Origin of the sequence: Malonomonas rubra DSM 5091, from assembly GCF_900142125.1 — a bacterium.
GTDB lineage: Bacteria > Desulfobacterota > Desulfuromonadia > Desulfuromonadales > Geopsychrobacteraceae > Malonomonas > Malonomonas rubra.
The window spans coordinates 315,576-328,731 of sequence record NZ_FQZT01000002.1 but is presented as its reverse complement, the minus strand read 5'-3'; the positions used below and the strand labels follow the sequence as shown (position 1 = coordinate 328,731).

The following is a 13,156-nucleotide window of genomic DNA, read 5'->3' as shown; positions in this document are numbered from 1 at the left end:
ATGTTCGAACTCGATCCCCGTTTGCACAACGACACTATCATGATGGGTGACTTCCCAATGTCACGTTTGCTGCTGATGAACGACTCGACTTATCCCTGGTTCATCCTGGTGCCACGACGCAAAGAGGTGACAGAGCTTTATCAGCTGGAAAAAGATGACCTGTGCGAATTGTGGCAGGAGTCGGTTTTGCTCGGCAAGTGGATGTCAGTTGCCTTCCAGTTTGATAAACTGAATGTAGCCACGCTCGGTAATGTCGTCAGTCAGTTGCACATTCATCACGTCGGCCGCAGCCGGAACGATCCGTGCTGGCCTGGGCCGATGTGGGGGCAGCATCCACCGAAAGCGTACGCACCTGAGGAGATCGAAAAGCTTACACAACAGGTCAGAGCCGATCTGGCCGGATCTTTGGGAGATTAAATCATGAAAAAATCTCTGTTGTTCTGGGGTGGGATGATTTTCCTGCTGATGCTGTCAGGGTGCACTGTCACCACTCGGGAGGTTGCATCAGACGAAAAGGTCATTTACGACGAGGGCTATCACTTCTCCGACAAGAAAATGATTGTCGGCGATATGGTCACGTCGTTGCTGACCAAGCATCCGCTGGTGCGGGCGACCGATCGGCCGGTTCTGATTGTTTACGGCATCGCCAACCGGACCAGCGAGCACATTTCGACATCGGCCATTTCGGATGATATCCGCATGGCGCTGGTGGAGAGTGGCCGGGTGCGGATGATCAACGAAACCCAGCGGGAAAATATCGAAAAAGAGACCAGCTACCAGTATGGAGGCAGTGTCGCAGCGGAAACCCGGATATTAAAGGCACGACAGGTCGGCGCCCGCTACATGCTGACCGGCACCCTGCGTTCGATTGAAAAGAAACAGCCGCGCCAGTTCCGCCTGACCAAGAAGACGCTGATGTACTATAGCCTCAACTTGGAACTGACAGATATTCAGACCGGTTTGATCGAGTGGGCTGATAGCACAGAGGTAATTCGCGAAGCTTCGAAGCCTTTTATCGGTTGGTAGCGATAACGGATCCTTCGGTGATACGTTTCTTCTTTCAGGCCGGGTTGACGATCATCTGTCGGCCCGGTCTGCGCGTTTTTATCCCCCTGTTTCTGTTGCTGCTGCTGACCGGTTGTGCCGGGCGGCTGGAAAAAGCGAGCGAGCTTTTTCATGCTGAACAGCCGGAAGCCGCATTGGCCGAACTGGAAAAGGGGGACATCTTTGGCGGGCGCAACCGACTGCTGTTCCTGCTGGAACGGGGAACTGTTCTTCACCAGCTGGGTCGCTACCGTGAAAGCAGCGAAGCCCTGCTACAGGCCGCGGACTTGTTGCAGAGCTACGAGCAGCTCGGCATCAGTGAACAGGTCGGCAGCCTGGTGACGACTGAGTGGTTGACCCGTTACAAAGGCGAATACAGCGAACGGCTCTGGGTGCACAGCTACCAGATGATGAACTTTCTGCTGCTCGGAGAGTACGACAGCGCCTATGTTGAAGCCAGACGAGCGGTTGAGCTTTATCAGCGCTACCCGCAAGCGCTGAAAAATGATTTCTTTTCTCGCGGCTTGATCGCTCTTTGTTTTGCCACCGTCGGCGAAGAGAACGATGCCTACCTGGTTTATCGTCAGTTGGCCGATGACCTGCCGGGCCCGGCGCCGGTGGTCGCCGACCTGCTTAGGATCAGCAGTCGCTTGGGTCAGCGGGATGACGTGGAACGATACCAGGGCCTGTTGCCGCCGAACTTGCCGGCAGCTGACGGCGAGCTGGTGCTGTTCATCGCAAATGGTCGCATTCCGGAGAAAATGCCTGGAAACATCATTGTTCCACCATCAATTCGTTTCTCCTTTCCTTATTATGAGACATCTCATGCGGCTTTGGCGCAGGTCGTTCTCTCTCCTGCCAGCCCGATGTTGCCACCACTCTCAACCAGCCTGGGAGAGGTCGCCCGGCAATCACTGGATCAGCGCAAACTGCAGTTGATCGCCAAGGAGACGGCGCGGGTAGCTGCCAAAGAGGCGATTTCGCAGAAGGTTGGCAAAGACTACGGTCCCACTGCCGAGGCGGTGGCACGTATTTCTCTGCTTCTGCTGGAAGAGCCGGATACGCGCAGCTGGCAGACTTTGCCCGGTCGACTAACACTGGTGCGGGTGCCGTTACTGTCCGGGCAGCACATGATTCGTGTTCGCCTGCAAGGAAGAGGGGAGGTCAAGTTGCCCGAATTTCAACTGCGCAAAGGGCAAAAAGTTTTCTTTTCGTTACGCTTTTAAACAGCCAAGGAAGGAGGCTTGTTATGTCGGAAAAATTCACCATCACTCTGGCTATCGATTCTTCGCTGGTTAAGTATTTCATTGAAGCAGGACACGAGGATGAGGAGCATGTCGCTGGTTGCCTGATCGATTTTGTTGCGGACTTTCTTAACGATACCCGCTACCCGCTGGCGGCTAAGCGCACAGGAGAACGGGAGATTCTGCTTAAATACCAGCTGAGAGCCTTTGCTGATCCGATATTTTAGTTATTTGAATATACCGGTGAAATCCCCAAGTCGGTATTTTGCCGTTACAGAGGTCGGGGATACCACCGGTTCTGTTCTGTATTTAATGATTTTCTTCACCAGGTTCGACCCGGGAGTAAAAAAAACTTCGAGCGATTTCTTTATTCCTTCCAGCTGTTTAGCCGGTAAGCCATGCTGCGCTGAGAAGAAGTGCTGGCTGCTGGCATGCCTTTCGCTGTTGATTCTCGCAACTTTTTAGCTTTTTACATCTCCTCGCTAGTGGAAGGAATACAGAATGAGAAAAATCATCTCCTCTAAATTGATCGTTTGCTTTTTGCTTATGATCTGTGCTTTCAGCTTTACTGTTCGTGCAGAAGAGGTTGACCTGACAGCTTTGCAAGCGAAGGCTGAGCAGGGCGAAGTAAAGGCCCAGGAACAACTGGGGCTGCTTTATGCCAATGGCGAGCAGGTTGAGAAGGATTTTGCCAAGGCGAAAGAATGGTGGGATAAAGCGGCGGCCCAGAACAGCCCCGATGCGATGTTTTTCCTTGGTTACATGTTTTCGCGTGGTGCCGGGGTGGAAAAAGATGTGCTGAAGGCAAAAGAGCTGTGGGAGAAGGCGGCCGAGCAGGATAACATCTCTGCGTTGTTCAGCCTTGGTATGCTGTACACTGAAGGTATTGGTGTGCAGGGGAGTTTTGTCGATGCTGCCAAATACTTCACCCGCGCTGCGGAGCTCGGTAACATTCAGTCTCAGTTTAACGTCGGCATGCTCTACGCCCAGGGACTTGGTTATCCGCAGAGTAATGAAAACAGCTACGCATGGGCCAAGTTGGCTGCCGACAAGGGGCATCCCAACGCGAAAGAGCTTGTTGAGAAGCTGGAAGGGCAGATGGATGAAGAGCAGCTGGCGTTAGCCAAGATGCAGCATGATGAAATCAAGAAAAAGCTGGTAAACTGATTTTCTGAATAAATGATGAAAAAAAGCTCTCCTGGCCAAATGGCAGGAGAGCTTTTTTGTTTTTACTGCTCTGTCCTCGTTACTGCCGGGTCAGATCGCGGTACTTGATCCGGTGCGGCTGGTCGGCATCTTTGCCGAGCCGCTTCTTGCGATCCTCTTCGTATTCGGAGTAATTCCCCTCGAACCAGACCTGCTGTGAATCATCTTCGAAAGCGAGGATGTGGGTGGCGATGCGATCGAGAAACCAGCGGTCGTGGCTGATCACCACGGCACAGCCACCGAAGTTTTCCAGGCCTTCTTCCAGGGCCCGCAGGGTATTGACGTCGAGATCGTTGGTCGGCTCATCGAGTAGCAACACGTTCGCTTCTTCGCGCAGCATCTTGGCCAGGTGAACCCGGTTGCGCTCACCGCCGGAGAGCACACCGACCTTTTTCTGCTGATCGCTGCCGGAAAAATTGAAGCGGGCGACGTAAGCGCGACCGTTGACCGACTGGCCGCCCATCATGATGTGTTCCTGGCCACCGCAGACCTCTTCGAAGATGGTCTTGCTGGCATCCAGTTCACGCCCCTGATCGACGTAACCAAGCTGGACGGTTTCGCCGACTTTGAAACTGCCTTCATCGACCGATTCCTGCCCGGTGATCATTTTGAACAGGGTCGATTTACCGGCACCGTTCGGGCCGATAACGCCGACGATGCCACCCGGCGGCAGGTGGAAGTTGAGATTGTCCATCAACAGCTTGTTATCGTAACCTTTTTTCACGTTCTGCGCTTCGACGACCACGCCACCGAGACGGGGACCCGGCGGGATGTAAAGCTCAAGCGACTTTTCTTTTTCCAGTCCCTCGTTGCCGAGCAGCTTTTCGTAAGAATTAATCCGCGCCTGGGATTTGGTCCGGCGCCCCTTCGGCGACATGCGGATCCACTCCAGCTCGCGCTGCAGGGTCTGCTGGCGCTTGCTTTCAGCTTTTTCCTCTTTACGCAATCGATCCTGCTTCTGCTCCAACCAGCTGGAGTAGTTGCCCTTCCAGGGAATGCCATGACCGCGATCCAGTTCGAGAATCCAGCCAGCGACGTTGTCGAGGAAGTAGCGATCGTGGGTGACGGCGATGACGGTACCCTGGTAGCGCTGCAGGTGCTGCTCCAGCCAGGCAACGGTTTCAGCGTCGAGATGGTTGGTCGGCTCATCAAGCAGCAGGATGTCCGGTTTGCGTAGCAGCAACCGGCAGAGGGCGACGCGGCGTTTCTCACCACCGGAGAGAACCTTTACCGGGGTGTCCGGGGCCGGGCAGCGTAATGCTTCTTCCGCCAGTTCCAGGCGGGAATCAAGATCCCAGGCATCGGCAGCATCAAGGGCATCCTGCACCTTGGCCTGGCGCTCGAGCAGCTTTTCCATATCGCAATCGGGATCGGCGAAGGCATTGTTGATTTCTTCGAACTCGGCGAGCAGGTCGACGACATCCTGAACACCCTCCTTAACCACTTCGCGAACGGTTTTGTTGTCGTCGAGTTGCGGTTCCTGCTCAAGGTAACCAACGCTATAGCCTTCGGAGAGGACTGCCTCGCCGTTGAACTCTTTGTCGACGCCGGCCATGATCCGCAGCAAGGTTGATTTTCCTGAACCGTTCAAGCCAAGCACGCCAATTTTGGCGCCATAAAAATAGGAAAGAGAAATGTCCTTGATGATCGGCTGCTTATTGTGATGCTTGCTGACCCGCATCATCGAATAGATGATCTTTTTTGTGTCTTCGCTCATGATTTAAACCTGGGCTAAAGGGGAACGTTTTAAGGGAAAAAGAGTGTATAGCATTAACCTGTTGTGAACCGCAAGTGGTTGTTTATTGGCGGTTTCAGGAAAGTTGGCTTTCATCGATCTGCTGGATGCAGGTAAGGAAGTTGCGGGTCAGTTGCGGGTGCAGGGCCGTTCCTGATTCTTCCATCATGATGCGGGAAATTTTGTCGAAGTCCATGCCGGCGCGGTAGGAGCGGTGAGTACGCAGGGCATCGAAGAAATCGGAGATGGTGGTCATCTGGCTGCAAATATGTTGGGGCCAGTTGCTGCCGACCTTCGGGTAGCCGCTGCAGTTGTAGCGCATGTGGTGCTCGTAGGCTGTGACTACGGCCAGTCTTGGGATTCCGGGGGTGTTGGCGAGATATTCGGCGCCGTTTTCCGGATGCTGCTGAATCATGATCCACTCTTCGTCTGTCAGCGATCCTTCCTTCCGCAAAATCTCAGCCGGGACGAACAGTTTGCCGATGTCATGCAGCATGGCGGCGATACCAATCTCATAGAGCATCTGCTCTTCAATGCCGAGCATCTTTGCCTGGGCGATATTCAAAATGCAGACATTGGTCGAATGGGTGTAGGTGTATTCGTCCAGATTGCGCAAGGGGGCCAAGGCGAGAAAACTGTCACCCTGTTCGGAAAAAGCTTTGACGAAACTGCCAACGATTTCCTGCAGACCTCGTACATGCAGCGGTTTTCCTTTGTGGACAGCCTCATAAATTTCGTTAAAGCGGTCAATCTCTTCCGTTTCGATATCTTCGAGTTTTGGGGCGTTTTCGTAGAATGTTTCGTCCCATTGTTCGTTTTGGTCGGCAGCTTCAACCTGGCCGAAAGTGATGTGTGTACTTGCTTCAAGTTTGCCCGGAGTGAAGTTTTTCTGGCTGATCAGATCGACGAGGTGCAACAGCTCACTTTCATCAACCCCTTGGCGGATTGTCAGATGAGCTATTCTGCGTAATTCAAAGAATTTGCTGAGTCTACCGACAGAGAAATCATATTCGACCGGCTTGTCAGCATGAATTAATTTACCGTCTATCAGCATCAGGATGAATTCGTCCTGATCAGCAAGAAGTTTTTTCAGGTGCTCCAGTGCTTGCTGGTTGAGGTGAGTCACCTGAGAGTGGTCCAGTCGATAAAGTCCGGCCGTCGAAGCCGCCGTGGTTAAACGCCGGATAAAGCCAAGGAGCTCTTTGTTCTGCTGCTTACTCATTGTTGCTTCCTGTGAAGTTGCCGGAGTTTGTCCGCCGCCAGGCTATTGACACCTTTTCTCCGCGAGCGGGCCAGTTTTTTTAGAATGCGTTCGACAGACTGAGCGGGATAATGATGAAGATTGCGAACGATCTCTTTTTGCAACTCAATTTTCCGTTTTGATGTATATAGAAATCCCGGATTCAAGAGCTTTTTCAATGTTGGCAGCGCTGCTTTGTCAGCAAGGACACAAAGACTGCGAACGAGCTGCATTTTCAGCTGCAGATTTTCATCTTTCAGTCGCTCTTTATGCAGCATTTTTAGCAGCAGTTGGCCGGTTGCCGGATCATTGCTCTGCGTTGCCAGCTGCACTGCGTGTATTTGCAGCTGTGGATTATTGCTTTGCAGCTGTTTACTGAGTAGTTCTGTGGCTCTGTTGCGATCGAATTTGAACAGCAGCTGGAGGTATTCTTGGTTAACCCTGAGATTGCTGGATTTTTCCAAATGCCGCAGTTTTTTCAGGTCAATCGGATCTTGCTGCATCCGTAGAATCGTCAGCATGTTGCGAATGACAAACCAGCGCTCATCATGCAAATGTTTGTATATTACAGGGTGCACCACTTTGCCAAAGCCTGCCAGAGTGTTCAGATAGGTTCGGCGAAGAGACTTGTCTTCTTCTATTGTCAGGCGTTTAAGCAAAGCTTCAGTAATGCCGGCTCCAGCTGATTTTATATAAGCAGTGATCTCTTTTTGTTTCTGTTCATCCCAGCGGTCGATGTTGTCCAGAATCTCCTGGTAAAACTCCGGCGCGTTGAGGTGTTGTTGCAGGTTGTTAATGTTTTCTTCATTGTCCGGATGCCGCTGTTGGTGCTGCCTTAACCTTTGCTGAATGTAGTTGAGCCCTTTGAATCCCCCTGTTGCCAAGAAGTAATCTGCCAGATCAATCAGATTTTCCTGCAGCCGTTCCCGTGATTCTGCATGTATTTCGTCTTTGCCGAGAAGGTTGAAGATGATAGCGCAGTTGTGCATTTCCGTTGAGCTGTTCAAAACAAGCTGCAGCAGATTTTCTTTGTCTGCTTCGGGAAGGTTGAATTCTGCTTGTTCGTTGGTGATCCTGTCCAGGGTTAGCTGGTAGGAGTCGGGGGTGAACTTTCCTTTATCTTCTTCCTGAAACAGGGTGCGGAGATGATCTGCAGTGTTGTCATTTTCCTGGAAGTCGCCACTTGTGAGTCGACCTTTACGCTGGTGGTGGCTGTGAAGGTTACTGACCAGGTTGATCATGGTCGCAGAGATATTCAACTGATTATCGTTGAACTCTTTCAACGCCATCTCGATTAAAGAGGGTGGCATCGCCTGCAGGTCTTCCATGGAGACAGTGGGGTCTCTGTCTAATTGCTGAGTCGCAGTTGCAATAAACTGCTGCTTTAACTGCGGGGCCAGATTTCTGACCAAAGCGGCAAACTGTTCGCCCGACTTTTCGACTTTAGCTGTTTTTAGGTGGCGGATAAAATCGGATACGATCTGTTCGAAATCGTTACTTTCGCTGCCGTCACCGAGAGCAAAGTTACTGTTTAAGATCTCTGCAACCGCCGCCGGGTCTAACTCCCGTTGAGAGGCACCTGAATGCCCTTCCAATAATCGGGAAATGAAGTTTTCCCAGAGCTTCTCGTCCAACTCTTCTTTGCTAACATCCTGCTCGGTAATACGAAACACGCTGTAGTCGACAGGTGTTATCTCAAGGCAGGTAAAGTCCTGTTGCTTCAAAAGTTTTTCCAGCCCGCCTTCGGAGCTGACTTTCTGCTGGTCGAGGTTGATCAGTTCGGCAAAACGGAGGAGTTCGACTTTTTCTGGCTGAGAATGAAAATGAACGGCAGCGATGTCGAGTTTTGAGAGAACTTTGGCAAAGTCATTGATCCTTGGATTATTACGATCCAGCCATTGGTGATCAAAGAGCAATGTGCCTTTGGCTACGCCGAAAGCAAACTTTGGGTACTCTTTGAACAGTGGGGTTAGCAGAAGCCGAAGCTTGTCGTAAGCCGAATCAATGATTGGGTGTCCCGCCGGGTAGGTGTTTAGATGCCGCCGGGTGATATTCAGTTCGTGGATAAAACTTGCCAACAGGCGGGTCTGCTCTTCTTTCTTTTGAGTTGGCTCTAAAAGGCTGTCCACAAGAATATCCATTTCTCGTCAGTATTTTATTTGGAAAGGTTTAATTTATCATAGCTTATTGTTGACTGGCAACTTTGCCTTTATCCAGAGTGCTCAGCATCTGCAGAAAACTGTAGGTCAACTGTGGATGCAGCCGCGTGCCGGCGAGGTTCAGCATGATGTTGATGATTTCATTCTGCTGTAGTGAATCCTCGTAACTGCGCTTGGTGCGCATGGCGTCATAGGTGTCGGAGATCGCCGTCATGTGGGAGCAGAGGTTCATTTTCCACGGGCGGCCCGGTTGCGGATAACCTTTGCCATCAAAGCCCATGTGATGCTCATAAGCGGTAACGACGGCAAGGCGTGGCACGCCCGGAGTGCTCAGCAGGTATTCAGCGCCAAGGCGTGGGTGTTGCTGCATCTGTTGCCATTCCTCATCGGTCAGCTTGCCTTTTTTGCTGAGGATGCCGGGAGAGATGAACATCTTGCCGACATCGTGCAGCATGGCAGCGATACCAATCTCGTTGAGCTGCTGTCCCTTAATGCCGAGTTGCTGTGCCTGGGCCAGGTTGAGCAGGCAGATGTTGGTTGAATGCGTATAGGTGTACTCGTCCATTGAGCGTAATGGCGCGAGAGCGAGGAACGCATCACTGTGCTGGCTGAATGCGTTGATAAAACCGCTGACCAGTTCGCTGATCTCGCTGATGTCGACCTGCTGATGTTGTTGAACTGACTGGTACAGGTGCATCTGCCGATCGGCTTCCTTGTTGGCAATATCGCTCAGCAGCAGCTGGGTGGTTTGCTGGCGACTGCTCTGGGAGCGGTAACGCACCTCAATTTTACTGAAGTGGATGTGCTCGCTTTCGCTCAGGTCGACATCGGTGCTCTGGCGCTTGCTCAGCGTATTGATTAAACCGAGCAGCTCTTCGTTATAGATCCCCGGCTCAAATTGCAGAAAACCGATCTGTTGCTTGCCAAGTGCCGCAATGAACCTATGCACCGATATATTGTCGCTGACCGGTCTATTGTCGAAGATCAATTGGTTTTCAATGATCTTTAGTGTCACCGGGTTGTGCTGCTTCAAGAGAGTCTGAAGCTCGCCGAATGCCTGCCGGCAGAGGCGCGCGACCTGTGGGTGATCGAGCTGGTACATGGCTGCGTTTGCTGCGGCGGTTGTCAGCAGGCGGATGAAATTATGCAGATTGTCGTGGGAATCGGTCATGGGCTCGCCTCTGTCCGATTTAATTGATCGCTGGCCAGCGCGGCCAACTGACGGTCTTTGCCAGACGCGATACTGCGCAGCAGCATTTTTGCTTCGCGCAGACGGAAGTCGTTCAGACTCTTGACGATTTCTTGCTGCAACGGTTTCTGCTTACGGTTTCCGAGCAGTCCTCTTTTCTGCAGTAATTGTTTCATCAGCTCAAGACTATCGGGATGGCCGATGTGGGCAAGGCTTGTCAGTAATGGCTTTACCGTGCCCAGGCTACTTTCTGTTGTTTGCTGTAGCAGCTGATGGAGGCAGTCGAGAACGTCCCTGTCTTTACTGAATGCGGCCGCTTCAATCGCTGCTGCCAGCATGTCCGGATCTGTGTTGCGCAGTTCTTGCAGCAGAATTCTGTTCGCCGTTGCCGGGTTGCAGGTTAAAAGAACGCGGATCGCTTCCTGGCGAACTTTCGGGTGTGGGTGTGAGGTCAGTCGATTGACGGCTTTGAGTGCCTTCGGTTGCAGGTTTTTTTCGATGACAATCAGCAGATTGCGGATCAGGTACCAGCGTTCATCATCAAGGGATTGCAGCAACAGCTCTGTTGCATCGGTGCCAAGGGCTTCCAGAACCTGCATCCAGAAGCGGCGCTGCCGGTAATGTTTCGCCTGGGCCAGCTGTTCGATCACTATTTCGGTATAGCCGCTGCCGACGGTTGCGATGTAGTTGCAGATCGCGTCCTGTTTTTCCTCGCCCCAAAGCTCAATGCCGTCCAGCACTTCCTGCATAAAGGTCTGCTGGGTGTGGTTGGCCAGAACCTTTTCGCTTAACAGGTCGATTTGTGATCTGCCACTGTCCAGGTAGCGTGCCCAGTTATGGTAAATCTGCTGCAACATTGCAAAATTTCCGGTATCGAGAAAGTAGCGGGAGAGGTCGAGCAGGTTCTGTTGCAGGGCCTCTTCGTCGTCCAGCTCGATCGAATTATCCAGCAGCTCGAAGATAATGCCGCAGCACTGCTCTTCGCTTGAACTGATTTCAAAGTCGCGCAGCAGCTCTTCCCGATCTTCCTGCGGCAGAGCAAACTCACCGCTGTACCCAGCGTCAAGCATGCCGAGCAGCGCAGCCTGGTAACTGTCAGGGACATAGCTGTCGTGGGTTTCTTCACTGAACAGGGTGTCGAGGCGCGCACGCACCATGTTTTTATCGAGTGGGCGACTGTCAGTTGGTGTCGTGGTGCCGGATGTTTCGCTGTCCGTGTTTGTGATCATCTGGCTGATCAGGTCAACCAGGCGCGGCGAAAGGTTAAGCTGTTTCTGCAGGCGGGGATCGAAATTCCCCTGTAACTGTTCCGGCGACAGGTGGCGAACGAAGCGTTCGACAGCGGCAGTGTCGGCTTGCAGCTCACTTAATCCTTCTTCGATGAAATCGGCCTGCAGGCCTTGTGACAGGCTGCTGACCAGTTCACCGAGCATGTCGGCGCGATTTTTGTTGCGATTTTTTCTGTCTTTGCCGAGATAACCACTGACGAAAGACCGGATCGATTCCTGCGGCAGCTTTTCGCTGTTGCCCGAGATGCGTTCGTTCAGTAACCCGGCGATGGTTGCCGGGGCCAGGTGGTAGCCATCCTCTCCCAGGTCGAGGATATCGTCGAGCAGGCCGTGGAGGAAATCCTCCCACAGGTCGGGACTGAGTTCCGCTGCCGTGCTGCCCTCCTCTTCGCTGGCCTGGAACGCGCTGTAATCGATCGGGACCAGGGCAACTTTATCGATCCGCTGTTGCTCCAGCATCATCGGGTAACCGCCAAAATTTTCGATAGATTCACGGTCACTGCGCAGAAGTTGGCAGAAGCGGATGAACTGGTCCGTGGTCAGTCCGTCAGCGAAGCTGATAGAAGCGATGCCGAGGCTGGAAAAGAAAACGGCAAAAGAACGAAATGCCGGATCTTCTTTGTCGAGCCACTGATGCTCGAAAAAAAGGGCGTCGGGAGCAATGCCGATGGTGATGCTTTTGCGATTGCAGAGGAGGCGTTCGAGCCGGTTGAGGGTTTTGTTGCCAGCGGCGACCACTTGTGGGTGATCACTTGGGTAGAGGGTCAGGTTGCGGCGGGCGATATTCAGCTCGTGAAGAAACTCGGCCAGAATACGGCTGTCCGGGACCTGTATATTTTGGACGGTCGGCTTGGCAGTCAATTTTCGCTCACTTGATCATTTGGTGTTTCATTAGTCGTCTATATACGCCATATAAGTTTAGCTGAAAAGTCCTCTTTGTGTCATTTCTGTCCGTTTTTACTCGGCGCTGCCAGCTCGGCCCAACTTGCATTGTCTGGCCATTGGTGCTAGGGTTCACGACGTGAAAAATTATCATGCAAAGGTAACAAGCCATATATGAGTCCCCGCGAGCGTTTTGACGTTGGCGATGCGACGCTGGCCGCACAGCTTTTCGGTCAGCAGAACAAGCATCTGAAACTGATCGAAAAAAAGCTGGGTGTCCGTTTGGGCAGCAAGGGGACCGTCATCACCCTCAGTGGTGAGCAGGCGCAGGTTCAGGTCGGCTATCGATTGCTGGAGGAACTCTGTGCCTTGTTGCGTGACGGTATGCCGCTCTATCCCACCGACGTTGATTACGCTATCCGCATCCTTTCGACCGATTCCACCACCAATCTGAAGGATATCTTTTTCGATACCGTTTTTGTCTCCGCGCGCAAGAAGATTATTGCGCCCAAAAGCCTGGCGCAGAAGACATATATCGATAACATCCGGCAGAATCATGTGGTCTTTGGTATCGGTCCGGCCGGAACCGGGAAGACCTACCTGGCGATGGCAATGGGGGTGGCTGCGTTGATGCGCAAAGAAGTGAGCCGCATCATGCTGGTGCGCCCGGCGGTGGAAGCGGGCGAAAAACTCGGTTTTCTGCCGGGCGATCTGGCCGAAAAAGTCAATCCTTACCTGCGGCCGCTGTACGATGCCCTTTACGATATGGTCGATCTCGACAAGGCGAAAGAGCTGGTCGAGACTGGTGTTGTCGAGGTTGCCCCGCTGGCATTTATGCGTGGTCGCACGCTCAACGATGCCTTCGTTATTCTGGACGAAGCCCAGAATACTACCGCTGAACAAATGAAAATGTTCCTTACTCGCCTCGGTTTCGGTAGCCGGGCGGTGATTACCGGCGACATCACCCAGGTCGATCTGCCACGCGATACCCACTCCGGGTTGTTGCACGCGATCGATGTACTGGAGAATGTGCCGGGGATTGCGTTTAATCATTTTTCCGATCTGGATGTTGTACGCCATCCGATTGTGCAGGCGATTGTACAGGCCTATCAAGTCGCCGATCGCAAAGTTCTCAGCTCGACCAAGCGTCGACTGAACGGGTGACGAC

The 13,156-nt window shown here is 52.6% G+C and carries 11 protein-coding genes; 6 read left to right on the top strand and 5 right to left on the bottom strand.

Annotated elements, in window-relative coordinates; all coding sequences use genetic code 11:
- From BUB13_RS04350 to BUB13_RS04330, 5 genes are all read left to right on the top strand, one after another.
- Entirely contained in the window at positions 1–417 is a 417-nt protein-coding gene (locus BUB13_RS04350; RefSeq protein WP_072905963.1) for an HIT domain-containing protein, read from the top strand.
- A 3-nt stretch (positions 418–420) separates the two neighbouring features.
- On the top strand, positions 421–1,026 hold the full coding sequence (locus tag BUB13_RS04345) for a penicillin-binding protein activator LpoB (protein WP_072905962.1): 606 nt from the start codon (positions 421–423) through the stop codon (positions 1,024–1,026).
- Positions 1,027–1,043: 17 nt separating this feature from the next.
- Positions 1,044–2,270 (top strand): COG3014 family protein, encoded by a 1,227-nt coding sequence (locus BUB13_RS04340; protein ID WP_072905961.1) that lies wholly within the window; start codon positions 1,044–1,046, stop codon positions 2,268–2,270.
- Positions 2,271–2,293: 23 nt separating this feature from the next.
- On the top strand, positions 2,294–2,515 hold the full coding sequence (locus BUB13_RS04335) for a hypothetical protein (protein WP_072905960.1): 222 nt from the start codon (positions 2,294–2,296) through the stop codon (positions 2,513–2,515).
- A 274-nt stretch (positions 2,516–2,789) separates the two neighbouring features.
- On the top strand, positions 2,790–3,455 hold the full coding sequence (locus tag BUB13_RS04330) for a tetratricopeptide repeat protein (protein ID WP_072905959.1): 666 nt from the start codon (positions 2,790–2,792) through the stop codon (positions 3,453–3,455).
- Between the two features lie 79 nt (positions 3,456–3,534).
- On the opposite strand, the gene ettA is transcribed toward BUB13_RS04330, so the two are convergent.
- From ettA to BUB13_RS04305, 5 genes are all read right to left on the bottom strand, one after another.
- Complete coding sequence (gene ettA, locus BUB13_RS04325) at positions 3,535–5,211, bottom strand: energy-dependent translational throttle protein EttA (protein WP_072905958.1); 1,677 nt, start codon at positions 5,209–5,211, stop codon at positions 3,535–3,537.
- 94 nt (positions 5,212–5,305) lie between these two features.
- Entirely contained in the window at positions 5,306–6,451 is a 1,146-nt protein-coding gene (locus BUB13_RS04320) for an HD-GYP domain-containing protein (protein ID WP_072905957.1), read from the bottom strand.
- Positions 6,448–8,598 carry a HEAT repeat domain-containing protein gene (locus BUB13_RS04315; protein ID WP_072905956.1) on the bottom strand — a complete coding sequence of 717 codons (2,151 nt, stop codon included), beginning with the start codon at positions 8,596–8,598 and terminating at the stop codon, positions 6,448–6,450. Before BUB13_RS04315 ends, BUB13_RS04320 begins: the two co-directional genes overlap by 4 nt.
- Before the next feature lie 55 nt (positions 8,599–8,653).
- Entirely contained in the window at positions 8,654–9,799 is a 1,146-nt protein-coding gene (locus BUB13_RS04310) for an HD-GYP domain-containing protein (protein ID WP_072905955.1), read from the bottom strand.
- Complete coding sequence (locus tag BUB13_RS04305; RefSeq protein WP_072905954.1) at positions 9,796–11,967, bottom strand: HEAT repeat domain-containing protein; 2,172 nt, start codon at positions 11,965–11,967, stop codon at positions 9,796–9,798. The genes BUB13_RS04310 and BUB13_RS04305 overlap by 4 nt, the downstream gene beginning before the upstream one ends.
- A 195-nt stretch (positions 11,968–12,162) precedes the next feature.
- Between BUB13_RS04305 and BUB13_RS04300 the strand changes: the two genes are divergently transcribed.
- Positions 12,163–13,152 carry a PhoH family protein gene (locus BUB13_RS04300; protein WP_072905953.1) on the top strand — a complete coding sequence of 330 codons (990 nt, stop codon included), beginning with the start codon at positions 12,163–12,165 and terminating at the stop codon, positions 13,150–13,152.
- Positions 13,153–13,156 lie beyond the last annotated feature (4 nt).

Coding starts and splice junctions, on each gene's coding strand:
- BUB13_RS04350 (WP_072905963.1), top strand. CDS start 1: ATGTTCGAACTCGATCCCCGTTTGCACAACGACACTATCATGATGGGT.
- BUB13_RS04345 (WP_072905962.1), top strand. CDS start 421: ATGAAAAAATCTCTGTTGTTCTGGGGTGGGATGATTTTCCTGCTGATG.
- BUB13_RS04335 (WP_072905960.1), top strand. CDS start 2,294: ATGTCGGAAAAATTCACCATCACTCTGGCTATCGATTCTTCGCTGGTT.
- BUB13_RS04330 (WP_072905959.1), top strand. CDS start 2,790: ATGAGAAAAATCATCTCCTCTAAATTGATCGTTTGCTTTTTGCTTATG.
- ettA (WP_072905958.1), bottom strand. CDS start 5,211: ATGAGCGAAGACACAAAAAAGATCATCTATTCGATGATGCGGGTCAGC.
- BUB13_RS04320 (WP_072905957.1), bottom strand. CDS start 6,451: ATGAGTAAGCAGCAGAACAAAGAGCTCCTTGGCTTTATCCGGCGTTTA.
- BUB13_RS04310 (WP_072905955.1), bottom strand. CDS start 9,799: ATGACCGATTCCCACGACAATCTGCATAATTTCATCCGCCTGCTGACA.
- BUB13_RS04300 (WP_072905953.1), top strand. CDS start 12,163: ATGAGTCCCCGCGAGCGTTTTGACGTTGGCGATGCGACGCTGGCCGCA.